Source organism: Neorhizobium sp. LMR1-1-1.1 (genome assembly GCF_040675795.1).
Lineage (GTDB): Bacteria > Pseudomonadota > Alphaproteobacteria > Rhizobiales > Rhizobiaceae > Neorhizobium > Neorhizobium cellulosilyticum.
The window spans coordinates 105523-131815 of the sequence record NZ_JBEGHE010000002.1 but is presented as its reverse complement, the minus strand read 5'-3'; the positions used below and the strand labels follow the sequence as shown (position 1 = coordinate 131815).

The window sequence follows — 26293 nt, the reverse complement described above, 5'->3', positions numbered from 1 at the left end:
AGAGGAGGAACACATGCTCGGCCGAGTAAACCACATCGCCATCGCCGTCCCGATCCTCGAAGAGGCTGCCGCGATTTATCGAGACACGCTCGGCGCAAAAGTCTCCGAACCGCAATCGCTGCCCAAACACGGCGTCACCGTCATTTTTGTCGAGCTTCCAAATACCAAGATCGAGCTGCTCGAACCGCTCGACGATGCATCCCCGATTGCCGCATTCCTCGAACGCAATCCCTCAGGCGGCATCCACCACATCTGCTACGAAACGCCTGATATCCTCTCTGCCGCCGAAAAGCTGAGTGCCGCCGGCGCGCGTATTCTCGGCGATGGAAAGTCGAAGATCGGCGCCCACGGAAAGCCGGTTCTCTTCCTCCACCCAAAGGATTTCAACGGCACGCTGATCGAGCTGGAGGAAGTCTGATGCGGCGTGCAATGGCGAATAAAATCAATGACTCTGCCGAAAGATCGGAATCATTTTATCAGCGGCTTCAACCGCCTGTTCCGATGATCAAACGCCAGGATGGAGCGTCCGCATGCCAATCCTGACAATCGTCGCGATCTATTTCATCCTATGGTGGACTGTCCTCTTCATGGTTCTGCCGCTCGGCTACCGTAGCCAACGTGACGAGGGCGAGGTGACGCTCGGAACTGTCGAGAGTGCGCCTGCGAAATTTCGTGGCGGGCGCGTCATTCTGCTCACCACCGTCATCTCGGCAGCGATCTATCTCGCCTATCATTTTGCATCGGTTTATTTCGGCTTCGGTATCGGCAGCATCCCGAACATCATGCCGAGCTTCAAATAATGCAGTACGAAATAGGGATCGATGCCGATGCGGGCGGGGGAATTCCGGGATAACAGTGAGCGACGGATCGTTCTGGCTATTGTCTATACAGTCGCGGCTCTAGCCTTTGTGATGCTTTTTGGCATTCAGGCCTATCGCCGCCACACATTTCCCCATTCGGTCGCGACGATCCTTGAAATAAGGGAGGAAGAACGAGATGGCGGGCGCTCCGGGCCATACATCGCGGTCATCGGTCTTCTTGAATTTACCCGTGAGGCAAACGGCCAGATCGTCACATGCAGGACAGAAAAGGAGATCGATCGCGGGCGTCACCGCCATGAAATTGGCCAAAAGCTGGATGTGATACCGGCAACCGGCACATGCGATCGCGTCGATATCATCGGCAAACTGTAATCCGAAAGGCTCTCTGGAGGCATTGTTGCCTGTCTAAAGGCAAAAAAAAACAAGGCGTTGAAGCCTTGTTTTTCAGTTTCGCGTGATCCTAACCGTTTCCGGGGCAGCGTCTAGCGCGCCTAAGATCTGATCCTCCCAAGACTTTACCGCGATTGGCATGAATTTGAACTTCATGCCTGTTTTATGGGCTGAAACTAGCTCATAGGTTGGGCTTTGTCATCCTCTTTTTTTGTATTTTTGTGACAGGTGTGGAAAAAATTGCCTTTGGCGCATTTGTCGCACCCCTGCCTTCACGAAAATCACATCTTCCGCAAGTCCTTGCCGATTTTCGCTTCGGTCATCCACCGGCTTTTCGATAGGAGCCGGGTTTCCTTGGCGTCTGGGAACCGGTAATAAGCCACGCAAATGGTCTTCAAATCGGCCGATTCCTGCGAGATGCGGGAGGCCAGTCAAAAGTCGGAAATCACCATGCGCCTGTCCCGCTATTTTATGCCCATCCTGAAGGAAAATCCCAAGGAAGCGGAAATCGTCTCCCACCGTCTGATGCTGCGCGCGGGCATGGTCCGCCAGCAGAGCCAGGGCATCTATTCCTGGCTGCCGCTCGGCAAGAAGGTGCTGGACAAGGTCAACGCCATCATCCGCGAAGAGCAGAACCGCGCTGGTGCCATCGAGTTGTCGATGCCGACGCTGCAGTCCGCTGAGCTTTGGCAGGAAAGCGGTCGTTACGAGGCTTACGGCAAGGAAATGCTGCGCATCAAGGACCGCCAGGAGCGCCCGATGCTCTACGGCCCGACCAACGAGGAAATGGTCACCGACATCTTCCGGTCCTATGTGAAATCCTACAAGAACCTGCCGCTCAACCTCTATCATATCCAGCTGAAGTTCCGCGACGAGATCCGTCCGCGTTTCGGCACTATGCGCTCGCGCGAATTCCTGATGAAGGATGCCTATTCCTTCGACCTGACCCGCGAAGACGCGATCCATTCCTATAACAAGATGTTCGTCGCTTACCTGCGCACATTTGCGCGGCTCGGAATGCGCGCGATCCCGATGCGTGCCGATACCGGCCCGATCGGCGGCAACCACAGCCACGAGTTCATCATCCTGGCCGATACCGGTGAATCGGAAGTCTTCAGCCACAAGGCCTTCACCGATTTCGAAACCCCGGCGGAAAATACCGATTTCGACGATGTCGCCGGCCTGCAGTCGATCTTCGACAAGTGGACCTCGGTCTATGCCGCAACCTCGGAAATGCACGACGAGGCAGCTTTCAACGCGATACCGGAAAGCGACCGCCTGTCCGCCCGTGGCATCGAGGTCGGCCACATCTTCTATTTCGGCACCAAATATTCCGAACCGATGGGCGCCAAGGTTCAGGGACCGGACGGCAAGGAACATCCTGTCCACATGGGTTCCTACGGTATCGGCCCGACCCGCCTTGTTCCCGCCATCATCGAAGCATCGCATGACGAGAACGGCATCATCTGGCCCGAATCGGTCGCGCCCTTCGATGTCGTGGTGATCAACATGAAGCCGGGCGATGCCGCCTGCGACACTATCTCGGAAAAGCTCTACGCCTCGCTCGGCAATGCCGGCAAGGACGTGCTTTATGACGACAGCGACGATCGCGCCGGCACCAAGTTCGCCACTGCCGATCTCATCGGCGTGCCGGTCCAGATCATCGTCGGCCCGCGCTCTGCAGCCGCAGGCGAGGTCGAGGTGAAGGACCGCAAGACCGGTGCCCGCGAAGTGATGACGCTCGAGGCTGCACTGAACCGGGCAACCGGCTGATAATACTGCCGTTCGGATTTCCGGCCGGATGACAGAATTGGGTGCTGGACAGGCCGGAATGGCCTGATCCGGCGCCGATCAAGACGAGGAAACGTGAATGGCAAGCGTCGCGGCGGGTCAAGAAAAGCAGAAAGTCGAAAAGGCTCCGAGTGCCGGCGCCTTTTCAGGCTTCGAGCGCATGGTTGCCTGGCGTTACCTGCGCTCGCGCCGCAAGGAAGCCTATATCTCGGTCATCGCCGGGTTTTCCTTCATCGGCATCATGCTGGGGGTTGCCACCCTCATCATCGTCATGGCGGTGATGAACGGTTTCCGCACCGAGCTGATTTCCCGCATCCTCGGCATCAACGGCCACATGATCGTCCAGCCGGTCGACACGCCGCTGAATGATTACGCCGAACTGACAAAGAAATTTTCAGCCGTGCCGGGCGTAAAGATGGCCCTGCCGCTGGTTGAAGGCCAGACGCTTGCCTCCGGTCGCGGTGGCGCAGGTTCCGGCGCGCTGGTCCGTGGTGTCCGCGCCGAGGATCTGGAAAAGCTCACCGAGGTCGCCGGCAATATCAAGCAGGGCGATATCGTCGGGTTTGCCTCGGGGCAGGGCGTTCTGGTCGGGTCCCGGCTTGCGGCACAACTCGGGCTGAATGCCGGCGACCAGATCACGCTGATCTCGCCTGAAGGCGATGTAACCCCGATGGGCGTCAATCCACGCGTCAAGTCCTACACGATCTCGGGCATCTTCGAGATCGGCATGTCGGAATATGATGCGACGATCATCTACATGCCGCTCGAAGAATCGCAGCTCTATTTCAATGCCGAAGGCATCGTTCAGTCGATCGAGCTGTTCATCAACGACCCGGAAGCCGTGGATGAGCTGCGCCCGAAGATAGAGGAGGCCGCCGGCCGTCAGATCTTCATCACCGACTGGCGCCAGCGCAACCAGACCTTCTTCTCGGCGCTGCAGGTCGAACGCAACGTCATGTTCATGATCCTGACGCTGATCGTGCTTGTCGCTGCCTTGAACATCATTTCCGGCCTGATCATGCTGGTAAAGGACAAAGGCTCCGACATCGCCATCCTGCGCACCATGGGGGCAAGTTCCGGCGCGATCATGCGCATCTTCTTCATGACGGGGGCAGCGATCGGTCTTGTTGGCACGCTTGCGGGCGTCGTCCTCGGGGTTGTCGTCTGTCTCAATATCGAAAGTATCCGGCAGTTCTTTTCCTGGCTTTCCGGCACCGTTCTCTTCAACCCGGAACTCTATTTCTTGAGCGAATTGCCCGCTGAAATGAGTGTCAGCGAGACCGTTTCCGTCGTCACCATGGCGCTGGTCCTATCCTTCATCGCCACCATTTTCCCGGCATGGCGAGCCTCCAGGCTCGATCCTGTCCAGGCGCTTCGCTACGAATAGGATCCCATCACCTCATGGCACCGCGTAAATCCGTATTGAAGCTTGCAAATGTCGAACGTCATTATGGCCAGGGAGAAACGACGCTTTCTATTCTGAAAGGCGCCGATTTCGAGCTGAGAACGGGCGAGATCGTCGCACTCGTAGCGCCTTCGGGTACAGGCAAGTCGACTCTCCTGCACTTGGCAGGCCTGCTCGAACATCCAGATAGTGGCGAAGTCTTTGTCGGCGGCCGCTCGTGCAACGATTTGCCGGACGACCAGCGCACCGCCATCCGTCGCTCGGAAATCGGCTTCGTCTACCAGTTCCACCATCTCCTGCCGGAATTCTCGGCGATCGAGAATATCATGATGCCGCAGCTGATCGGCGGCCTGTCCAAGGCCGAGGCGAAGGAGAGGGCAGCCCAGCTTCTCGATTACATGCGCATCGGCCATCGCGCCGAACACCGTCCGGCGGAACTCTCCGGCGGCGAGCAGCAGCGTGTCGCGATCGCCCGCGCGGTTGCCAATGCGCCACGCGTGCTTCTGGCCGACGAACCGACCGGCAATCTCGATCCGAAGACCGCATCCTACGTCTTCGACGCGCTGGAGGCCCTGGTCCGCCAGTCTGGCCTTGCCGCCCTAATCGCCACCCACAACCACGAACTCGCCGCCCGCATGGACCGCCGGGTTACGCTGGAAGCCGGTAAGGTGGTGGAGTTCTGAGGATTGCTTGGCTCCTGCTATCAACTGTGAGGTAGTAACGGCTCGGAGACCTTGCCCCTCTCCTTAAGAAGTCTAGCACTTAGCCTTTCGGCTAAGCGCTGATTTTCTTAGCGCCGCGATTGTTTCCCTCCCCTTGCGGGAGAGAAAGCAATGTCGAAATCCTAGCCAAAGACTAGGTTTCATAAATTGCGAGAGAGGGGCTATTCACGCCCGGGGACGTTTCTCCCTCCCGCTCCAACAATCCCAACCACTTACCAATCTTCCATCCCTGCACTCAAAGCCCGTGCCTACAATGCCCCGTGCCGCTTCGGCTACACCGGTCCGCATAACAGGCGAGGCGGAACCAGTGACCGGGTGACCCGCCCTTATGCATGCAGATCACACGGGCTGCGCAGAAATGGCCTGCCCCTGAATAAGGCGTGCGTGTGTCGCACACATCCCTGCCGGACGCCCAACCGCCGCTGACGGACCGGAGTTGCGCCGAAAAACACACCGAACGGGACACGCCGAGCGTCACATAGAAAAAAATTCAATTCGAGGCAGACGACCTGTCCCGGCCGAAACAAGAAGCCTAGGCACCGAGGGCGAAATCCGTCTTCAAGTCTGTCCGCTTTAGGAAAGTGTTTACTATCGGGGCGGGGATATGGCGCAAAATTCGTTTCCTTTTTGTTCCGTTATTGACTCCCGTACAAAAAGAGAACAAATTAAAAACATAACGAACACGGGAGACAACGATGACTGACCTTCTTCGTGATATTGCCGCTTTCGCGTCCATCGCAACCTTCGTCGCCACGCTGTCGATGTTGATGATTGCGATGTAACCTTGCTTCGGCGCCCGCGCCGGGCGCCGCCGCCTCTGGAATGCGCTGCCGAAAACCGTTGAGCGGTGAATTCAAAACTGGACTTGAGTCGTCGCGCGCCTGAAAATAGAGCGATTGAATCACAGGTATGGCGATAGACATGGCGGAACAGGCAAAGACAGGATCGGCAGACGAAATCCTCGGGGAGACCCCGCAATTCGTCCATCTGCGCCTGCATTCGGCCTACTCGCTGCTCGAAGGTGCGCTTCCGCTCAAGAAGGTCCTCGGCAAGGCCGTCGCGGACAATCAACCCGCGATCGCCATCACCGATACCAACAATCTTTTTGTTGCGCTTGAATTCGCCCAGAAGGCGACGGGCGACGGTCTGCAGCCGATCATTGGATGCCAGCTGTCGATCGACATGCAGGACCAGGAAGAGGATCGTCGCGGCAACCAGCTCGCCAAGCTGCCCGCCATCGTCCTCCTCGCCGCCAATGCCGAAGGCTATGAACGGCTGGTCGATCTCGTCAGCCGGGCCTATCTCGGCGGCGAAGGGGTAAGCGAAACCCATATTTGCGCCTCCTGGCTGGATGAGCTTGGCACTGCAGGTCTGATCGCATTGACCGGCGCCGCTTCCGGCCCGGTGGATCGGGCGGTCAAGGAAGGGCATGCGGGCCTGGCTGTCGAAAGACTGTTGCGCCTTAAAACCCTGTTTGGCGACAGGCTCTATCTCGAACTGCAGCGACACGGCAATTATGATCGCCGCCATGAGCATCGCATGGTCGATCTCGCCTATGAGCACGATATCCCGTTGGTCGCGACCAACGAGGCCTTCTTTCCCTCCAAGGCTGATTACGATGCCCATGATGCGCTGATGGCGGTTGCCCATGGCGCGATCGTTTCCGACGACAGCCGCTTTCGCCTCACACCGGATCATTACCTGAAAAGCCGCGCCGAAATGGCGAAGCTTTTCGCCGACCTGCCCGAAGCGCTGGAAAACACCGTCGAGATCGCCCGCCGCTGCTCCTTCATCCTGAAGACACGCAATCCCATCCTGCCGCGTTTCACCGGCGTCAGTGATCATCCGGAGGAGGACGAACGCAAGGAAGCGGCCGAGCTTCGTCGCCAGGCGGTCGAGGGGCTCGATCATCGGCTCGAAGAACTTGGGCTGAGTGCCGGTTTCACCGAGAAGGATTATCGCGAACGTCTCGATTTCGAACTGTCGATCATCGAACGGATGAAGTTTCCGGGATACTTCCTTATCGTTGCCGACTTCATCAAATGGGCGAAGCAGCACAATATCCCGGTCGGTCCGGGCCGTGGTTCCGGTGCAGGATCGCTGGTAGCCTATGCACTGACCATCACCGATGTCGACCCGCTGCGCTTCTCGCTTCTGTTCGAACGCTTCCTCAATCCGGAACGCGTCTCGATGCCCGATTTCGACATCGACTTCTGCCAGGATCGCCGCGAAGAGGTGATCCGCTACGTGCAGCAGAAATATGGCCGAGAGCAGGTGGCGCAGATCATCACCTTCGGTTCGCTGCAGGCGCGCGCGGCATTGCGCGACGTCGGCCGCGTGCTGGAAATGCCCTATGGCCAGGTCGACCGCATCTGCAAGCTGGTGCCGAACAACCCTGCCAACCCGACTCCGCTGTCAAAGGCGATAGAGGAAGAGCCGAAATTCCAGGAAGAGGTGGATAAAGAGCCGGTCGTCGGCCGTCTTCTCGATATCGCCCAGAAGATCGAAGGCCTGTACCGTCACGCCTCGACCCACGCCGCCGGTATCGTCATCGGCGATCGCCCGCTGTCGAAACTGGTGCCGATGTATCGAGACCCGCGCTCGGACATGCCGGTCACCCAGTTCAACATGAAATGGGTCGAGCAGGCCGGCCTCGTCAAGTTCGACTTCCTAGGCCTTAAGACGCTCACCGTGCTGAAAACAGCGGTGGACTTCTGCCGCAAGCGCGACATCCGTGTCGATCTGGCAAAGATCCCGCTCGACGACAAGCTGACCTATGAAATGCTGTCGCGCGGCGAAACGGTCGGCGTGTTCCAGGTGGAAAGTGCCGGTATGCGCAAGGCGCTGATCGGCATGAAGCCCGACTGTATCGAGGACATCATCGCGCTCGTGGCGCTTTATCGTCCGGGTCCGATGGAGAACATCCCGACCTATAACGCCCGCAAGCATGGCGAGGAAGAGATCGAGTCGGTCCATCCGTCGATCGACTACCTCTTGAAGGAGACCCAGGGCGTTATCGTCTACCAAGAGCAGGTCATGCAGATCGCCCAGGTCCTGTCGGGTTATTCGCTCGGCGAGGCCGATCTTCTGCGCCGCGCCATGGGTAAGAAGATCAAGGAGGAGATGGACAAGCAGAGCGAGCGCTTTGTCGATGGCGCCGTCAAGAACGGCGTATCGAAGCCGCAGGCGAAGAACATTTTCGAACTGCTCGCCAAGTTCGCCAACTACGGCTTCAACAAGTCTCACGCCGCAGCCTACGCTATCGTCTCCTACCAAACGGCCTATATGAAGGCGCATTATCCGGTCGAGTTCCTCGCCGCGACCATGACCTACGATATGGCCAACTCCGAAAAGCTCAACGATTTTCGCGAGGATGCCGGCCGTCTCGGTATCAAGGTTTTCCCGCCGTCGGTTCAGACCTCGTTCCGCCATTTCGAGACGGGCGAGGCGAAGATTTATTATGCACTCGCCGCCATCAAGGGCGTCGGTGAATCGGCTGTCGAGCACATCACGGAAGTCCGCGGCGATAAGCCTTTCGCCGGCATCGAGGATTTCTGCATGCGGATCGACCCCAAGCAGATCAACCGCCGCGTTCTGGAAAGCCTGATTTCCGCTGGTGCTTTCGATTGCTTCGGCCATGACCGAGCCCAGTTGATCGCTGGTCTCGACCGGATCATCGGTTATGCGCAGCGCGCGCAGGAAGAGAAGGTCTCAGGCCAGTCCGATTTCTTCGGCTCCGGCTCCAGCAGCGGCCCCGAAAAACTGATCCTGCCGACATTCAATCCGTGGATGCCGTCGGAAATGCTGATGCGCGAATATCAGGTTCTCGGCTTCTATCTGTCGGCCCACCCGCTCGATACCTACAAGGATGTCCTGTCGAAACTCAGGGTGCAGACCTTTGCCGATTTTGCTGCCTCTGTCCGCCAGGGAGCGACCGCCGGGCGTCTGGCCGGTACGGTGACAGGTCGGCAGGAGCGCAAGACCAAGACCGGCAACAAGATGGGCATCATCACTTTTTCGGACTCATCCGGCCAGTTCGAAGCGGTGCTGTTTTCCGAGGCATTGGCGCAATACCGAGACCTGCTCGAACCCGGCAGGTCGCTGGTCATCACCGTCCAGGCTGACGAGCGGCCGGAAGGCATCGGCCTGCGCATCCAGACGGCTCAGTCGCTGGAAGAACAGTCGATCCGTATGCAGAAGGCACTGCGTGTCTTTGTTCGAGATGCAGGACCGCTGAAGACCGTCGCCAACCATCTGAACATGCGTGGCGAAGGCCTGGTTTATTTCATTGTCATCAAGGAAGACGGCCGCCGCGAGATCGAGGTGGAGCTTACGCAGAGATATCGGCTCTCGCCGGAAATGGCAGCTGCACTCAAGGCCGCGCCCGGTGTGCTGGATGTCGAACTCGTCCAGTAGCAGGCTCGGTTACTTTGGCTGACCGGAAAGAGCTGAGCGTTCGTGGAAACCGATCCTAGAGACGGCTTTCTCCATGCAGTTCACTTGCCTCGGCCTCGTCGAGGCCCGTGAGCTTGACCTGATTACGCCCGGCATTCTTCGCCGCATAAAGCGCCTGGTCCGCCTGCCGGTAGGCCTCGGCCAGTCTGGCAGCCGAGGTCACGGGAGATACGCCGAAACTCGCGGTGACGATCAGGCCATCGGGCAGATCGGGCAATGTCATTGTTGCGGCCCGCAGCGCCTGAGCAAACAGCGCCGCGGCGCTGATATCGGTGTCGGGCAAGAATATCGCGAACTCCTCGCCGCCGATGCGGCCGAGTGCTGCCCTCTTGGGCGCGCTGTCGTTCATCAATTGCCCAAAGCTCTGGATCACCATGTCTCCCACATGATGCCCATAGGTGTCGTTGATGCGCTTGAAATGGTCGAGGTCGCAGAGAATGACGGCATGTTTGCCATGCGATGCTGCACTTAGGATGGATTGAACCTGCCGGTTGAACCCGCGCCTGTTGGCGATCGCTGACAGGGTGTCCTTCTCCGACTCACTGCGCTGATCCGCCATGATCTCAAGCACCAGAGCCGCAAGCAGCGTCAGTCCCACGGCCACCACCAAGATGGCCGTGGCACTCTGTGAGATCAGCGCGTAGTTGGTGTGAATGTAGTCTTTGGCGGCAGAGCCTGCGCCGACCAGAACTGCCAGACCGGCCTTGGCAAAGAAATGCAGGCCGGTGAACAGCGTGAGCATTCCGAGAAAGCGATCGATCATCTGCCGCCCGCGGGAGGCGAGGATGACAAAGGCGCTGTCGAGAAGCACGATTGCGAACGGGCTCTGATAGGAGACAGCCTGTATCAGCGTTCCGCGGGGCATGTCATAGATCACATAACACAAGATGATGCTTGCGCTGACGAAAGCCGCAGCGATACGCTTGTCGAGCCTGCGCCCATAGAGATGTCCAATTCCGATCCGCAGCAGCATCATGCCGATCAGAACCGTCGCGAATGCACCAATTGCCCATATCTTTGGGGTGTCCGTATAAGCGACCAGAAGCTCGCAGACCGCAGACAGTGATGCGACGCCGAACCCTGCCGCCAGCCAGAGCGCAGCCCGGCGCGAGCGGCTTCGGGTGGCAACAACGGCGAAGACCGCGCTGAAGCAAACCGCAACGACGAAATTCACGCCCAGGAAAAAAGCTACACCGTTCATCAATCCATCACGGCAGTCAGGATCGCGTTCTTGTACTCTGGAGCGCTGTTTCCTGAACAATAGGCAAATGTTTTTTGCCGGTTATATCGATCGGCGATCAGCAATCAATTAGCAGATATGCCCTTTCCAAGATTGCTCTGCGGCGATCCGTCCGGTGAGTGCCCGTGGGCTCTCATGTCGAGGGATGTCTGATCGCGTCTCGCCGCTTGCCCGGCGCAGGGAATGCTACGATCATGCCGGACGGCTGAAACAGAGGGCGATCGCATGGAACTCCCGCCGACCCATGCTGAATATTTCGGACATGTGCGCACCATCATCGGCATGGTTCTGGCGCTGAGCCTTGCGCGTCTCGTCAATGGCCTGACGCGTTTCGTCCAGCACCCGGGAACGATCAAGGTCTATCCGGTTCATCTCGGCTGGGTCGTCTTTCTGCTCATCACCATCGTGCATTTCTGGTGGTACGAGTTTCACCTGATGTTCGTCCCCGTCTGGACATTTCCGCTCTACGGGTTCCTGATCTTCTACACGATGATTTTCGCCGCTTTGACAGCCTTGCTGTTTCCCGACCAGATGACCGACTACAGGGGCTTCGAGGATTATTTCGAACAAAGAAAACGCTGGTTTTTCGGGCTTCTTGCCTTTGCGGCCCTGCTTGATATCGGCGATACCATGGCCAAGGGTGAAGACTATTTCCACTCGCTTGGCATGGAATATCCCATTCGCCAGGCGGCGTTTGTCGCGATATCGATCATTGCGATGTTCATCAGGTCCAGACGAGGCCAGCTGGTTCTGGTCGTTGCCGCAATCGCCTATCAGGTAAGCTGGATTGTCAGGCTTTACGATATTCTGTGATGGATAGTTTGATGCCGTTCATCCACCCGGAGGACGGTCATGGAAGAAAAACAACACATAACCGTCCAACACTGATGGAAGCGTCACCCATGGGGGACACGGGTTTCGGGGGTACTTCCATGCCGCTCAGGTAGAAAGTGAACGTGGTCGCAATGTGGCGTAGTGCACGGTTTGACTTGCGACTTTCGTCTAGCCTGCCTCGGCTGAAAGCTTTGGTGTCGCCTTCCATGCTTCAAAGCGATACCATGTTTCAGACCGAGGCAAACAAGCTGGTCCGGATTTTGGCAATCAATACAGCCCGATACCGCCGATATATGATTCTCTTTTCGAACGGCGCGCGGGTTTCGGTTCGCTCTGGTTGAGACCTGCCTGAGCGATATTGGCCTGGGAGCGCGTAAGTGTTACGAAGTCGGTGCCTTTGCCGGTTTCCGGACCAAGACCCTGGTCCGTAATGGTCAGCGATGTGCCGTTTGCCATCAGTTCGCCGATCCGTTCACGCACGTCCTTGGGAATGTCTACCCGATCGAGTGCCATCGCCGCAGCGTTGGGAATGCTTGAATCTGCCGGCTTGTCGATGCCGAACTCTTTCATTTCGTCGGCGCTCATCTCGTTCTTCAACGTGATCGCATGCCACTCGGCGGTCTCTGCATTCCGCTCAAGATGATCGGCTGTGAAGAAATAAGTGCCGAGAGCCTGTTCCGGGTGCTTGATGCCAACAGGCGCCTCGAACAGCGGTTCGAAATTGCGGCGCACGAGGATCTGACCTGCCGGCGGCTCTTTTTCTCCGGCCGAATGATAGAGCGCAGCAAGAAAATCCTTGCTGATCATCGTGCCGCTGGCCGGAAGACCCTTCCACCGCTTATAGGCGGCGATCGCATCACGGGTCATCGGCCCTGCAATCCCGTCGGCAACACCAGCGTCGAAGCCGAGATCCGTTAGATGGGTTTGTATATCAAGCATGGTTTCGCGTGCGCCACGACGATGAATGAGTATGCGCAGCGGCGCTGGATCTTCCGGAACGACTGCCTGCAAGGAACCGGTCGACATAGGATCGGTGTCGGCCATTGCCACATCGTAGGATCCGTCGGCGGCCTTTTTCATCGCGGTCGGTCGCAGATCGGCATTCGGAAACAGCGGTTCCGATGGTAGACGCTTCAACGGCATGAAGAGGTTGGCGTTTTCGATTTTCACCGGCTTCACCGGTGCATCGGCGATCACCACATGCACGCCGCGTTCCGTCATGTCGTAGATCGCCTTGGCGGTCCCGGTCGGAATGCGAACGCAGCCATGCGATGCCGGATAGTTCGGCACGTTGCCTTCGTGAAGTGCGATACCGGACCAAGTGAGGCGCTGCATGAAGGGCATGGGAGCGTTCGAATAGATATTCGATTCATGGTATTTGCGCTTCTCCAGAATCGAGAAGATTCCGCTCGGCGTCGTGTGTCCGGCTTTTCCGGTAGAGACCTTCGTGGTCGTTACGACCTTTTCGCCGTCATAGACCGTCATCGACTGCTGGTCTTTCGATACGATGATCTGGAGCGTTGCGGTGTCGGCAAAAGCAGACTGAGAAAGGATGGTCCCGGACAGGAGTCCGAGGCTGAACAAAACGCCACGCAACATGAAGACCTCTTACGCATTACAATGGACGGCAATTTAGCGTGTTAAACTTAATGAAAATTTTCTGAAAAGTGGCAGGATCGTGTCAATTCATCACGTTCCTGCGATTTCGAAATGAGTTCCCGACACGCTTCTTGTGGCTCAACGACGCTTGTCGCCAAACGTGTAACCAGTCTCGACAGCCGCCTTGCCGAACTTGTCACGCAGCTTGTCCATTGCCGCTTCAGCCGCCGCCCGCCGCCCTGCCTGTTGATCGACGAGATCTGGTGGGTCTGCCAGTGCCGGATCGCAAAGATCGGTTACCCCGATCCCGAGCAGGCGGAATTTCGTGCCGTCCGTTTCCTTCTCCATCAGCGAAAGGCCGGTGCGGAAGATGCGGTCGGCAAGCTGTGTCGGGTCTTCCAGCCGCCTGTTGCGCGTCCGGCTCTTGAAGTCAGTCGTTTTCATCTTGAGCACAACCGTATGACCGGCGATCTCGTGCTTCTTCAAGCGTGCGGACACTTTTTCCGAAAGGCGTCGCAGGACAGGCACGAGGTCATCATGCCGGGAAATGTCTTCGAAGAATGTCGTTTCGGCCGAAACGCTCTTTGCCGCATCATTCAAATGCACTTCGCGCTCGTCCATTCCGCGGGAAAGCCTGTAGAGACGCTGGCCCATCGAGCCGTAGCGGCGCATCAGGTCGCCTTCCTCCATCTGCTGCAGCTGGCTGATCGTGCGGATGCCATCGGCCTCCAGCGTGGCGCTGAATGCCTTGCCGACCCCCCAGATGGTGGTGACGGGACGAGGAGCTAGGAAATCCTTCGCTTCTGCCTCGCCGATGATGGAAAAACCACGCGGTTTCTGCAGGTCGGAAGCGACCTTGGCAAGGAACTTGCAATAGGAAAGCCCGATGGAAATCGAAATTCCGAGTTGGCTTTCAACTCGCTTTGCGAATTTGGCAAGGATACGTGCCGGCGGATCGCGATGCAGCCGTTCGGTTCCCGCAAGTTCGAGAAACGCCTCATCGATCGAAAGCGGTTGAACGAGGGGCGTAAGCTCCATCATCATCTGCCGCACCTGACGGCCAACGCTTACATATTTTTCCATATCGGGGCGTATGACGACGGCGTTGGGGCAGAGTTCCAGCGCCTTGAACATCGGCATTGCTGATCTGACGCCGCTGATGCGGGCGATGTAGCAGGCGGTCGATACGACACCGCGCTTGCCGCCGCCGATAATCACCGGCTTGTCTGCAAGCTCCGGATTGTCGCGTTTTTCGATCGTCGCATAAAAAGCGTCGCAGTCGATATGCGCCAGCGTCAGATCGTAAAGCTCACGATGATAGACAAGCCGGGGCGATCCGCATTTGCGGCAACGGCGCGTCTCCGCCTTCTGCTCGGCAAGGCAGTCGCGACAGAAACCCAAAATTATGTCGGCCGAAGAGGTCATGTCAGGAACAAAGATTGAACATCGGCACGATAAGCCGCAATCGATTGGCACTCAAGAGGATGAGGCAAGTCTGCAATGGTTTGTTGCCGGTGGACGCCCGCTTTGCTCGGTTACGAATTAACGGCCTATATGCGCGCGAATGAGATCTCCGGCCTGCGCCCAATCAAGCGCCCTTGTAATGCCGTCATCCGGCTTCGGTGCCAGAAGATGCAGCGGGGAATCCGGCATCATGTGCAGGACAAGGCAGTTGTCGACATGGTCGCGCACCGAATGAAGATTGTGCGCCATGTCGTCGATGAAGACTGAGGGCAGGGCGCGTTCGCCATGGATGCGTCGCATTACCGGTCCCTTCGGTTCTTCCGTTGCGACAAGCGGAAAGTCGAAGCCGAGCCGGTCGAGCAGGCGTCGTCTTGATTCGCTGTAGCGGGGCGGCATCGCGGTGAGGAACATCACGTCGGCATCGGCGCCAAGCGCATTCAGCGTATCGAGCGCGAGATCGAAAGGTGTCTGCCACTCTTCCTGTTGCTCGAAGAACGAACCGATCAACTGTTTGACCGCCATGTCCTCGACCGCGACATCCGTGCCGACAGTAACGATATTGCCGGTGAGCCTGAATGAACGCGGCAGCAGTTCCAGCCCATCCTTTTTCAGGTAGTGTTCAAACGGGGCAAAGAATTGCAGCACCACGTCATCCACGTCGCAGACGATCAGCGGCCTGTCTTTCAGGCTGATATGGGACAGGTCGAGGATTTCGCTCATCTCAGAAGTCTCCGGGACCTATGTAGGGACCGGAATAATGATGATGCGCGGCAATGACAGTCTCTGGCTTGGTCCCTGTGGCTTCGCAGAATGCCAACAATGTCGGTTCATGGCCCATCACGAAGTCGATCATGCCGGCTAGGAAGCCGGGATCTGATATGGCTGACCGTATCTGATCAGGTGACACGCCGGACAGCGCAAGAAAACGCTGCATCATGTCCGGTTCGCCGGCCATCCAGCCAAGCACCGCGGCAGCCGTCTCTTCGGCGTTGACGCGTCTGGCGTCCTGTTCGGTCGTTTTCGGCGGCATTGTTCGGGAGTTACCTCTTCTCAACCAAATGGCCCTAGTCTTGGCGAAACTGAGCTCAGTGGAATCAACCATTTTGGAGCTTATATACCGAACATACGCTTTTGAAGGCGCGATTTGAGGAATGGATCGCAATGCCCAAACGGGTCATGATTGTCGAAGACAACGAGCTGAACATGAAGCTCTTCCGCGATCTGATCGAGGCGTCGGGCTATGAAACAATCCAGACCCGAAACGGCATGGAAGCGCTCGATCTCGCCCGCAAGCATCGTCCCGATCTTATCCTGATGGATATCCAGCTGCCCGAAGTTTCCGGTCTGGAAGTCACCAAGTGGCTAAAGGAAGACGACGAACTTCATGTCATCCCGGTCATCGCCGTAACTGCCTTCGCCATGAAGGGGGACGAGGAACGCATTCGCCAGGGTGGTTGCGAAGCCTATGTTTCCAAGCCGATCTCGGTGCCGAAATTCATAGAAACAATCAAGACTTACCTCGGCGACGCATGATGCGGGGAGCACGGGCATGACAGCGCGGATACTGGTGGTCGATGACATTTCGGCCAATGTGAAGCTTCTCGAAGCGCGTCTGCTGGCCGAATATTTCGACGTGCTGACGGCCGATGACGGCTACAAGGCACTGGCGATCTGCGAAAGCACCCCATTGGATTTGATACTGCTCGACATCATGATGCCCGGCATCGATGGTTTCGAGGTATGCGAGCGTCTAAAGGCCAATCCCAAGACGGCTCATATTCCCGTCGTGATGGTGACGGCCCTCGACCAGCCTTCCGACCGTGTACGCGGGCTGAAGGTCGGTGCCGACGATTTCCTCACCAAGCCGGTCAATGACGTGCAGCTGATCTCCCGCGTTCGCAGCCTCGTGCGCCTGAAGGCTCTGAGCGACGAGTTGCGAATTCGGGCCGACACTGCCCATAGCCTCGTTATCGAGGATATACTCAGGGGCGCAGACGGTCGCGACGATATCGGCCAGATTTTGCTTGTCGACGGTCGCGCAAGCTCGCAGGAGCGCATCACCAAGGCGCTGAAGCCGGTTTGCAACGTCGTCGCGATGTCTGATCCGCAGGCCGCGATCTTCGAAGCCGCGGAAAACAGTTTAGATCTTGTCATCGTCAATGCCAATTTCGACGACTACGATCCCCTGCGCCTATGCTCTCAGCTACGTTCACTGGAACGGACGCGCTTCCTGCCGATTCTGCTGGTGGCCGAAGCCGGTGCCGAGGACATGATCGTTCGCGCGCTCGATCTCGGCGTCAACGACTACATCGTTCGTCCGATCGACCCGAATGAATTGCTGGCGCGTACGCTCACCCAAATCAAGCGGAAGCGTTACAACGATCGCCTGCGGATGAGCGTCAAGCACACGATCGAGCTCGCCGTCACGGATGCCCTGACGGGTTTGAATAATCGTCGATATCTCGACAATCATCTGAAGATACTCTTCAACCGAGCCGCGGCTCGTTCGCGCCCTCTGTCGATCTGCCTCATGGATATCGACCGGTTCAAATCAGTGAACGACACATACGGCCACGACGCTGGTGACGACGTGCTGCGCGAGTTCGCCTCCCGGATTCGCTCGACAGTTCGAGGAGCAGATCTTGCCTGCCGGTACGGCGGTGAAGAATTTGTCGTTGTCATGCCGGACACGGATGCGACAGCATCGGCTGCTGTCGCAGAGCGTCTGCGAGCCATCATCGAGAAGACACCGTTCATACTTAAAAATGCCGGAACTGCAATCGAGCTGACGGCATCTTTCGGCCTCTCCTGCAGCACCGGAGATGCCGACACGCCGGAGCAATTGCTGAAGCAGGCCGATCAGGCGCTTTATAAGGCCAAAGCTGACGGACGAAACCGCGTCGTTGCAAATGCGGCTTGATCACGAATCGGCGACAGAAATGACAGTCGTTTCGTAAGCGGTTGATCTCGTTCAATGGTTCCGTGCCGTGGTGGCGATTTACAGACGGAATAAATCACAGTTTTGTGGCGATCTGGAAATTCTTGAGCCTAGTGAGCCGGTGCAAAATGCCGCACGCAGTTTCACTGTTTCCAATGGGTTGAAATCCCCGGATGAAATTTGGTGAAAAGCATATCCGAGTTTAGTTGTTTGTAATTCGGTAGGCGGTTGGGCCAGAATGTCATTTTCCTGCGGAATTAATTCCGTGGCGGTTGTACCCGCCAAGAAAACAACCCACTTTCAGGTTGGTTTTACTTCACTGCTATTGACGAGCGTTAAGTTGTTGGGCGCCGTGAGGCGCAAATTTTAACCAACAGCGAATCCATTTTTTCCTCCCAGTTAAGAATCTATTGATTTTCTTTTTCCTTTGCGCAATTTTGAACCTAACGACAAATATGTGCCATATGCGGCACTGCCATACCCCATGATGCTCAGGTCCGCCGCATCTCCTGGGTCGTGGGGTCGGTCGACCGGCAGGCATGCCAATGCGGTTCCTCGTGCCGTTATTGCAGGCTGGTCGACCCCCAAATTCAAAACGCCGCTTCCTGATGGGATGCGGCGTTTTTTCGTTTCGGCTTAAGTCGCGCTATTCGGCAGATCAGCAGGTAAAAGAAAAGGCGCCTGACCTTGCGGTCGGCGCCTTGTTCAAACCCTACAGATCAAGTCTTACTTGATCTTGGTTTCCTTGAATTCAACGTGCTTCTTGGCAACCGGGTCGTACTTGGTCTTGGTCATCTTGTCCGTGAACGTACGGCTGTTCTTCGTGGTGACGTAGAAGAAACCGGTGTCAGCCGTCGACAGCAGCTTGATCTTGATGGTCGTAGCTTTCGCCATGGTTGTTCTGCCTCTAGAAAATAGGAAGCCGTCGACGCAGCGTGCGCCCCAGCTAAATCTGGCGCGAAATTACAAATCGCGCGCGAAAAGTCAACTCCGTTTTGGTTGGAAAAGCGTACGACACAGGGCAATCAGCACGTAAAAGCCGAAGAATGCGGCCAGTGCCCAGGCATAACCGTCGTTTCCGACGACATCCATGGCGGCCCCGATGCCCTGCGGACCGACCACGGTGCCGACCGCATAACAGAAAATGAAGGCTGCATTGGCCGCTGCAAGATCCGCTCCGCTGAGTCGCGCACCCAGATGCGCCAAGCCCACCGTATAGAGACCGGAGACGCAACCGCCCCAGAAAAACAGCACGACAGCCATGAGTAGCCAGTTGTGGATGAGCATGGGCAGGGCGAGCGAGCCCAGTACACCGAGAACAGCCATTGCGGCGAGCAGCGGGCGGCGGTCTTTCAGTTTGTCGGAATAGAGACCGAGCGGGATCTGGAATGCCATGTTTCCGATGCCCATCACGGTCAGAAGCACGGCTGCCTGAGATTCCTGCAATTGTTCGCGTAGTGCATAGATAGGGAACAGCGAAAGCCCGCCGGCCGAAACCGCGCCGAAGGCGAACACGGCGGCAGTCGCCGTCGGCACGAGGAAGATGTAGTGGAAGAAATGGCGATCCGGCTTGGTGTCGAGGACCGGGCTCTCGTGCCGTGCAATAAAGATCGGGATCAGCGCGAGCAGGATGATGATGGCGCCCACCAGGAAGGGAAGGATGCCGTCGCTGCCAAGCGCGGAGAAGAGCAGGGGGCCGACTGCAAAGCCGACTGCGAGCACGGTGGCATAGATGCCGAGCACAAGACCGCGGCGACGCGGCGGTGCCGCCTCGTTGATCCAGAACTCCGACAGGATGAATAGCGTGGTCGTCGCGCCGTGGAAGGCGAAACGCAGCGGGAACCACATCCAGAAGGATTGCGCATAATAGAAGCCGAGCCCGCTTATCGAAGCGACGACAACGGCAAACATCATCGTACGCGCCACACCATAGTCATGCGCGAGCTTTGTCGTGACCGGAGCCGCAAGCATCGAGGCGACGCCGGCCATGGCCGCGTTGAGGCCGATCAGCGTCGAGGGGATGCCGCGTTTTTCAAGAATTATCGAAAGAAGTGGGAGTCCGAGCCCGATCGCAATGCCGACCGCGCTGATGGCCGCAATGGCAGCAACGAGGGACGGCCAGTGGATTTTCTCGACATGCCCGTTTTCGTCGGTCGCAGGCTGCGGCATTCATTCTTCCTTACAGTAGTGTCTGGACGAAGCGCCCGCGACGCATCGAATAGAAGGGGACGGGATTTCCAAAAGGGACGGAAGGATCGAGTTTCAACAGGTCCTTGACGTCCTCCAGTACCGTCTGAGTGATCCGCGCGAGTTTCAGACTGGAAACCGCTGCAATGTCAAGCCATTGCAAGTCTTCAAGTTCGTCCGTATCGCCGAAATGCGACATGTCGAAGACAGTCTCTTCGCAAAACCCAAGAAAGAAGCGGGTGTCATAGCGGCGAACGGCTCCCGGCGGGGTTATCGCCCGCGCGACATAACGTAACATGTCGAGATCGGGGCCTTCGGCATTGACCGGCCGTATGCCGGTTTCCTCCTGCAACTCGCGAAGCGCTGCAAGCGCGAGCGCCCTGGCGCGTGCCGGTCCCATGCGGCTGGATGTGTAGGCCTGCAGCCTCTCCATCACTAGCGGGTGGAGATCATTGTTGAAGGGTAGCGCATGGTCGCCGCGGTCGCGCCGCCCGCCGGGAAACACGTATACGTCCGGCATGAACACGTGCTTGGACGCCCGACGGCCCATCAGGATCTTTGGTTGAGCGCCGGAGCGATCAACAAGGATAAGGCACGCCGCATCCTGCGTGCGGACGCGATTAGGTCCCTCGAAACGATCATCCGGCTCCGCGACATCTGCGCCTGTCGGCTTCATGCGGAAGGATCGCCGTGCTCCGGCTCCTTGCTGAACCCATGCATCCGGTAGGCCCATTGCAGGCCAATGACCCCGCCCTTGATAGGCTGAACCGTCGCGATTGCGGTCAGCACGGCAAGCGGTATCCAGATCGCCATGTGAACGAAGGGGGAGACGCGCCAGATCATGTCGGTCAGCAGGTAGCCCGTCATTAGCACATGGCCGACAACGACGATCACGAGATAGGCCGGCAAGTCGTCGGCGCGTTGCGGCGTATAATCCTCGCCGCAGACGGCGCAGTGATCGACCGGCTTGAGGAAGGCGCGGAACAGTCGGCCGTCGCCGCAATTCGGGCAGCGGCAGAGAAGGCCGCGTTTGATCGAGCGGCCTAGCGGACGTTCGGGCGCGCCTTTGCCGCCATATTGGATGGTCGATCCGGCGCGCTCGTCCATATTGTTATCTCCTGCGTCCGCGGGGAGGGCGTGTGCCCGGTTTTTTGGGTCCGCCGCCCGGCCTGTTGCGCCGACCCGCCTTGTGGAAGGATCTCATTGCTGTCGGAAGCTTCTTGCCTTCGCTCAGCATCTCGAACTGCAGCGCGCCGGCAAGCGGAATGGCATCCTTCAGGCGCACGTCCACCGTATCGCCCAGCTGGTAGCCGAGCCCCGAGCGCTCGCCCGTTAGCGCCTGATGCGCCTCGTCATAGATGTAATAGTCGTTGCCGATTGTCGAGACAGGCACGAAACCGTCTGCGCCATAGGTGGGCAGCGAGACGAACAGGCCCGCCTTGGTGACGCCGGAAATGCGGCCTTCGAATTCCTCGCCGATCCGTGTCGCCAGGTGATGGGCAACGAGGCGGTTGATCGTGTCGCGCTCGGCGGCCATCGCCCGGCGCTCGAATGTCGAGATTTCGGCGGCGATATCGTCGAGCTGCGCTTCTTCCGCTGGCGTAATTCCGCCTTCGCCAAGCCCCAGCGAACCGACAAGTGCGCGGTGCACGATAAGGTCCGCGTAACGGCGGATCGGTGAAGTGAAATGCGCGTATTTCATCAGGTTGAGGCCGAAATGCCCGATATTGTCCGGGCTATAGACCGCTTGGCTCTGGGAGCGCAGCACCATCTCGTTGACCATCACCTGATGAGGCGTGCCTTGCGCTTGCGAAAGGATGCCATTGAACGAGTTTGAGCGCATGTTGCCGCCCTTGGCCATGGAGATGCCAAGCGTATTCAGAAACTCGCGCAGCGTCTCCTGCTTGGCGAGCGACGGGCCGTCATGGGCGCGGTAGATCAGCGCCTGGCGCTTCTTTTCCAGCGTTTCGGCGGCACAGACATTCGCCTGGATCATCATCTCTTCGATGAGCTTGTGCGCATCCAGGCGATCAGGCACGAAAACCCGGTCGACTGTACCGTCGGACTTCAGCAGGATCTTGCGCTCCGGCATGTCGAGTTCGAGCGGCTGGCGGCGGTCGCGACCGATCTTCATGATCTTGTAGGCGGCCCAGAGCGGCTTCAGGATTGGCTCGAGCAGCGGCCCGGTCTTGTCGTCCGGCTTGCCGTCGATGGCCGCCTGTGCCTGCTGGTAGGAGAGCTTTGCTACGCTCTTCATCATGACGCGATGGAAGGTGTGGCCCGCCTTGCGGCCTTCCTTGGAGAACACCATGCGAACGGCTATGGCTGGCCGGTCCTCGCCCTCACGCAGCGAGCAGAGATCGTTGGAAATCCGCTCCGGTAGCATCGGCACGACGCGATCGGGGAAGTAGACCGAGTTGCCGCGCTTCAGTGCTTCGCGGTCGAGCGGCGAGCCAGTGCGCACATACCAGGAGACATCGGCGATCGCAACGGTGACGATCACGCCACCCGGATTGTCGTCAGATGTGTCCGGCTCTGCATAGACGGCGTCGTCATGGTCCTTGGCATCGGCCGGGTCGATCGTGACGAGCGGCACGTCGCGCCAGTCTTCATGCTTCGACATCGAGGCCGGTTTGGCCTCTTCCGCCTCATCCATGACCTGCTTTGGGAATATGTGGGGGATACCATGCGAATAGATGGCGATCATCGAGATCGCCTTTTCCGACGCGACGGATCCGACGACCGAGAGCACACGGGCGCGCGGCAGGCCGAAACGACCGGAACGTACGGTTTCGCTCTCGACCAGATCGCCATGCTTGGCATCGCCCAGACCATCGGGCTCGATCACCATTTCCTCGCCGCGCCGGTCTGTCGGCAGGAGGCGGATCTCGCCATCGGCAAGTTTGTGCACGACGCCGAGGGTGGCGCCGCGACGTTTGTCGATCACCTTGATGACGCGTGCCGTATAGGCGGGACCGGTGCGATCCTTGTTCGGGAAGATCTTTGCGAGAATTCGGTCGTTGAGGCCGGCGGCAGGGGCCTTACCCTTGCCGCGTTGTTCCGACGACTGACGGATCAGCACGGCCGGTGCCGCACCCTGGTCTTCCGGCCATTCCGCCGGACGGCCGATCAATTCTCCATCCTTGTCGCGGGTGGTGATGTCGAGAACCGTGACCGGGGGCAGGGCGCCGGGACGCGACAGGGATTTGCGGCTCTTGTTGACCAGACCCTCGTCTTCCAGCTGGCGAAGCAGGTCCTTCAACTCGACGCGCGTTTCTCCCTTCAGCCCGAAAGCCTTGGCAATCTCGCGCTTGGAGGCCTTGTCCGGATTGTCGGAGATGAATTCGAGCAGGACTTCGCGCGGCGGGATGGCGCCCTGAATGATCGCAGGTTTTCCCTTGGAACCGGTCGCCCCCGAACCAGAGGTCATGCCGCGTTCGGCTCTCTCCGCCCGCTTCCGCTGCCGGTGCGATCTGATGTCGTCGTCCTGCTCTTCGCTCACGTATCCGTCTTCTTTGTTTTCGCGGCAGTCTTCTTCGCCGGCGCCTTCTTGGCCGCCGCCTTCTTCGGTGCCGCCTTCTTGGTCTCGCCGTCAGCCTTGGCAGCAGCCTTCTTCGGCTTTGCCTTGGCCTTTCCGGAAGAGGCCTTGCCACCCTTTTCGATGATCAGCGCCATGGCCTGTTCCATCGTCACCGACTGCGGGTCCATGCCCTTGGGCAGTGTCGCGTTGACCTTGCCCCAGTTGACGTAAGGGCCGTATTTCCCGTCACGAACAGTGACTGCGCCGCCATCCGGATGGTCTCCGAGTTCCTTGAGCGCTGCCGGCGTGCCGCGGCCGCGCCCGCCCGGACCCTTGGCTGCCTTTTCGGCCAGCACGGTGACAGCGCGGTTCAGGCCGATCGAAAATACGTCCTCGATGCTTTCCAGGTTGGCATAGGTGCCATCATGCAGCAGGAACGGCCCGTAGCGGCCGAGGCCCGCCGAGATCATCTTCCCGGTTTCCGGGTTCTGACCCACGTCGCGCGGCAGGTTGATCAGCGCCAGCGCCTTTTCATGGTCGATGTCTTCCGGCCTCCAGCCCTTCGGCAGCGAGGAGCGCTTGGCTTCTTTGCCTTCGCCGCGCTGGATGTAAGGCCCGAAACGGCCCGAGCGCAGTGTCAGTTCTTCGCCGGTATGCGGATCTGCCCCGAGCGCCTTGGGTTCGTTGAGGCCGGATGCTTCAGCTTCATTGCCGTCAGACGAAAGCTGACGAGTGAAATTGCATTCGGGATAGTTTGAGCAGCCGACGAAAGCGCCGTATTTTCCGAGCTTGAGCGACAGGTTGCCGGTGCCGCAGACTTGGCAGATACGCGGGTCGGAGCCGTCCTCGCGCTTCGGGAAGACGAGCGGAGCCAGTGCCTCGTTCAGCGCATCGAGCACGTTGGTGACACGCAGTTCCTTGGTGTCTTCGATCTGGGCGAAGAAATCCTGCCAGAAATCGCGCAGGACCTGTTTCCAGTCGAGCTCGCCGGCGGAGATCCTGTCGAGCTTCTCTTCCAGATCGGCAGTGAAATCGTATTCCACATACTTGGTGAAGAAGTTCTCGAGGAAGGCTGTGACGAGACGACCCTTGGAATGCGGGATCAGCTTGCGCTTTTCGGTCACCACATATTCGCGGTCGGACAGCGTCTTAAGCGTCGCGGCATAGGTGGACGGGCGGCCGATGCCGAGCTCTTCCATCTTCTTGATCAGCGAAGCTTCCGAATAACGCGGCGGCGGCTCGGTGAAGTGCTGGCTGGAATTGATTTTCTGCTTGGCGAGATTTTCGCGCGCATTGATCTCCGGCAGGCGACCATCCTCGTCGTCATCCTCCGACTTTTCGTCTTCGTCGCGACGATCCATGTAGGCGCTCAAGAAGCCGTCGAAACGGACGACCGAGCCGACGGCGCGAAGGCCGGCTTTGTCCGCGCCATTGGAGGCGAGGATTTCGACCGTCGTGCGTTCCATCTCGGCGGACGCCATCTGGCTGGCGATACCGCGCTTCCAGATCAGTTCGTAAAGCCGCGCCTGGTCGGCATCGAGGAATTTCCTCACCTGATCCGGTGTGCGATTGAAGTCGGTCGGGCGGATCGCTTCGTGCGCTTCCTGGGCGTTCTTTGCCTTGGTGGAATAAAAACGCGGCTTTTCCGGCAGATAGCGGTTGCCGAACTGATCGACGATGGCCGCGCGGGCTGCATCGATCGCTTCGGGCGCCATCTGCACGCCGTCGGTACGCATATAGGTAATGAGACCGACCGTCTCGCCGCCGATATCGATGCCTTCATAAAGCTTCTGCGCCACCTGCATGGTACGCGATGCGTTGAAGCCGATATTCGACGAAGCTGCCTGCTGCAGGCTCGAAGTGGTGAAAGGCGGGCCGGGATTGCGCTTGACAGGCTTCGCCTCGACGCTGTCGACCACAAAGCTTGCGCCTTCGAGCAGGGCCTTCAGCCGGTTGGCATCATCGCCCGTCTTGACTGCGCGCGGTGCCAGGCGCTTGCCATCGGCAGACACAAGCTTGGCCTCGAACTCATCGCCGCGTGGTGTCTTCAGGAGAGCCGAGAGGTTCCAGTATTCTTCCGAAACGAAACGCTCGATCTCGTTTTCGCGATCGCAGACAAGGCGCAGCGCCACGGATTGCACACGACCGGCGGACCGTGCGCCCGGCAGCTTGCGCCACAGGACCGGCGACAGGTTGAAGCCGACGAGATAGTCGAGTGCACGGCGGGCCAGATAGGCGTCGACCAGCGGCACGTCGATATCGCGCGGAGCGGCCATCGCGTCGAGCACGGCCTTTTTGGTGATGGCGTTGAAGACGACGCGCTTTACCGGCTTGTCGCCGAGCACCTTCTTCTTCTTCAGGAGATCGAGAACGTGCCAGGAAATGGCTTCACCTTCGCGATCCGGGTCGGTCGCGAGAAACAGGCCGTCGGAGCCTTTTACGGCATCGGCGATGTCCTTCATGCGTTTCTGCGACGCGCTGTCGACCTCCCAGGACATTTCGAAATCCTGATCGGGAAGCACGGAGCCGTCTTTCGCGGGAAGATCGCGGACGTGGCCAAAGGATGCGAGAACCTTATAACCCGAGCCCAGATACTTATTGATCGTCTTGGCTTTGGCGGGAGATTCTACAACGACAACATTCATTTTCGGTTCTCTGTAATAGAGCAGGGCCCGGCACCGCATTCGGTCCAGGCGGAGATTTGCTTCCCGACATGGAGGGCGTTTGTCCCGCGGTCAAGGGCTTAAGTGAAATTAGCACATTTCGAAGGATGCAATCGGTGGATGCTTTAATCGGACTTGCAATCATGAATATTTCAAATAAAGTCCATAAAGTTTCTTGTAGTGAATAAAAATTCACTGAAACTTCTGGTGGGGTGGGGCATGTCGATTCACATGGGTGGGCTCCGCGAGGGGCATTCTGTCGAT

21 protein-coding genes are annotated in these 26293 nt (G+C 58.4%); 10 read left to right on the top strand and 11 right to left on the bottom strand.

Translation table 11 applies throughout. The features are described 5' to 3' along the window. The first annotated feature begins 13 nt into the window (after positions 1-13). From mce to dnaE, 7 genes are all read left to right on the top strand, one after another. Positions 14-418, top strand: a complete 405-nt coding sequence (gene mce, locus MRBLMR1_RS08455; protein WP_500064089.1) for a methylmalonyl-CoA epimerase — start codon at positions 14-16, stop codon at positions 416-418. Positions 419-530: 112 nt separating this feature from the next. Continuing rightward, positions 531-800, top strand: coding sequence for a DUF1467 family protein (locus MRBLMR1_RS08450; RefSeq protein WP_148147975.1), 270 nt, complete (start codon positions 531-533; stop codon positions 798-800). A 21-nt stretch (positions 801-821) separates the two neighbouring features. Beyond that, positions 822-1193: a hypothetical protein gene (locus tag MRBLMR1_RS08445; RefSeq protein ID WP_500064088.1), complete on the top strand. Its 372-nt coding sequence runs from the start codon at positions 822-824 to the stop codon at positions 1191-1193. Between the two features lie 468 nt (positions 1194-1661). Continuing rightward, positions 1662-2984: a proline--tRNA ligase gene (proS, locus tag MRBLMR1_RS08440; RefSeq protein WP_148147977.1), complete on the top strand. Its 1323-nt coding sequence runs from the start codon at positions 1662-1664 to the stop codon at positions 2982-2984. A gap of 97 nt (positions 2985-3081) precedes the next feature. Then, entirely contained in the window at positions 3082-4389 is a 1308-nt protein-coding gene (locus MRBLMR1_RS08435) for a lipoprotein-releasing ABC transporter permease subunit (RefSeq protein WP_148147978.1), read from the top strand. Between the two features lie 14 nt (positions 4390-4403). Next, positions 4404-5090, top strand: coding sequence for an ABC transporter ATP-binding protein (locus tag MRBLMR1_RS08430; protein WP_148147979.1), 687 nt, complete (start codon positions 4404-4406; stop codon positions 5088-5090). Between the two features lie 960 nt (positions 5091-6050). Beyond that, entirely contained in the window at positions 6051-9545 is a 3495-nt protein-coding gene (gene dnaE / locus MRBLMR1_RS08425) for a DNA polymerase III subunit alpha (protein ID WP_148147980.1), read from the top strand. 55 nt (positions 9546-9600) lie between these two features. On the opposite strand, the gene MRBLMR1_RS08420 is transcribed toward dnaE, so the two are convergent. Then, entirely contained in the window at positions 9601-10785 is a 1185-nt protein-coding gene (locus MRBLMR1_RS08420; RefSeq protein WP_500064087.1) for a GGDEF domain-containing protein, read from the bottom strand. A gap of 264 nt (positions 10786-11049) precedes the next feature. Here MRBLMR1_RS08420 and MRBLMR1_RS08415 point away from each other — a divergent pair, with 264 nt between their 5' ends. Further along, positions 11050-11637, top strand: coding sequence for a hypothetical protein (locus MRBLMR1_RS08415; protein ID WP_148147982.1), 588 nt, complete (start codon positions 11050-11052; stop codon positions 11635-11637). A gap of 288 nt (positions 11638-11925) precedes the next feature. Here the strand turns inward: MRBLMR1_RS08415 and MRBLMR1_RS08410 are convergent, their stop codons facing one another. From MRBLMR1_RS08410 to MRBLMR1_RS08395, 4 genes are all read right to left on the bottom strand, one after another. Then, positions 11926-13257, bottom strand: a complete 1332-nt coding sequence (locus MRBLMR1_RS08410; protein WP_500064086.1) for a L,D-transpeptidase family protein — start codon at positions 13255-13257, stop codon at positions 11926-11928. 138 nt (positions 13258-13395) lie between these two features. Beyond that, the gene (locus tag MRBLMR1_RS08405) at positions 13396-14682 is read right to left on the bottom strand and encodes a DNA polymerase IV (RefSeq protein WP_500064085.1); all 1287 of its coding nucleotides are present in this window, start codon (positions 14680-14682) and stop codon (positions 13396-13398) included. Between the two features lie 117 nt (positions 14683-14799). After that, the gene (locus MRBLMR1_RS08400; RefSeq protein WP_206825155.1) at positions 14800-15441 is read right to left on the bottom strand and encodes a hypothetical protein; all 642 of its coding nucleotides are present in this window, start codon (positions 15439-15441) and stop codon (positions 14800-14802) included. Between the two features lies 1 nt (position 15442). Then, positions 15443-15751: a DUF3572 domain-containing protein gene (locus MRBLMR1_RS08395; RefSeq protein ID WP_148147986.1), complete on the bottom strand. Its 309-nt coding sequence runs from the start codon at positions 15749-15751 to the stop codon at positions 15443-15445. A gap of 131 nt (positions 15752-15882) precedes the next feature. Between MRBLMR1_RS08395 and MRBLMR1_RS08390 the strand changes: the two genes are divergently transcribed. Together MRBLMR1_RS08390 and MRBLMR1_RS08385 are read left to right on the top strand one after the other, a co-directional pair. Beyond that, the gene (locus MRBLMR1_RS08390) at positions 15883-16254 is read left to right on the top strand and encodes a response regulator (protein ID WP_093003064.1); all 372 of its coding nucleotides are present in this window, start codon (positions 15883-15885) and stop codon (positions 16252-16254) included. Positions 16255-16270: 16 nt separating this feature from the next. Next, on the top strand, positions 16271-17641 hold the full coding sequence (locus tag MRBLMR1_RS08385; RefSeq protein ID WP_500064084.1) for a PleD family two-component system response regulator: 1371 nt from the start codon (positions 16271-16273) through the stop codon (positions 17639-17641). Between the two features lie 744 nt (positions 17642-18385). Here the strand turns inward: MRBLMR1_RS08385 and rpmG are convergent. The 6 genes from rpmG to topA form a co-directional block, all read right to left on the bottom strand. After that, the gene (gene rpmG / locus MRBLMR1_RS08380) at positions 18386-18553 is read right to left on the bottom strand and encodes a 50S ribosomal protein L33 (RefSeq protein ID WP_112457312.1); all 168 of its coding nucleotides are present in this window, start codon (positions 18551-18553) and stop codon (positions 18386-18388) included. 90 nt (positions 18554-18643) lie between these two features. Continuing rightward, positions 18644-19828, bottom strand: a complete 1185-nt coding sequence (locus tag MRBLMR1_RS08375; protein ID WP_500064083.1) for an MFS transporter — start codon at positions 19826-19828, stop codon at positions 18644-18646. A gap of 10 nt (positions 19829-19838) precedes the next feature. Next, complete coding sequence (locus tag MRBLMR1_RS08370) at positions 19839-20522, bottom strand: NUDIX hydrolase (RefSeq protein ID WP_500064082.1); 684 nt, start codon at positions 20520-20522, stop codon at positions 19839-19841. Further along, complete coding sequence (locus MRBLMR1_RS08365; RefSeq protein ID WP_183826898.1) at positions 20519-20953, bottom strand: DUF983 domain-containing protein; 435 nt, start codon at positions 20951-20953, stop codon at positions 20519-20521. The genes MRBLMR1_RS08370 and MRBLMR1_RS08365 overlap by 4 nt, the downstream gene beginning before the upstream one ends. A 4-nt stretch (positions 20954-20957) precedes the next feature. Then, the gene (gene rnr / locus MRBLMR1_RS08360; protein ID WP_500064107.1) at positions 20958-23276 is read right to left on the bottom strand and encodes a ribonuclease R; all 2319 of its coding nucleotides are present in this window, start codon (positions 23274-23276) and stop codon (positions 20958-20960) included. Between the two features lie 68 nt (positions 23277-23344). Further along, positions 23345-26011, bottom strand: coding sequence for a type I DNA topoisomerase (gene topA / locus MRBLMR1_RS08355; protein ID WP_148147991.1), 2667 nt, complete (start codon positions 26009-26011; stop codon positions 23345-23347). Between the last annotated feature and the right edge of the window lie 282 nt (positions 26012-26293).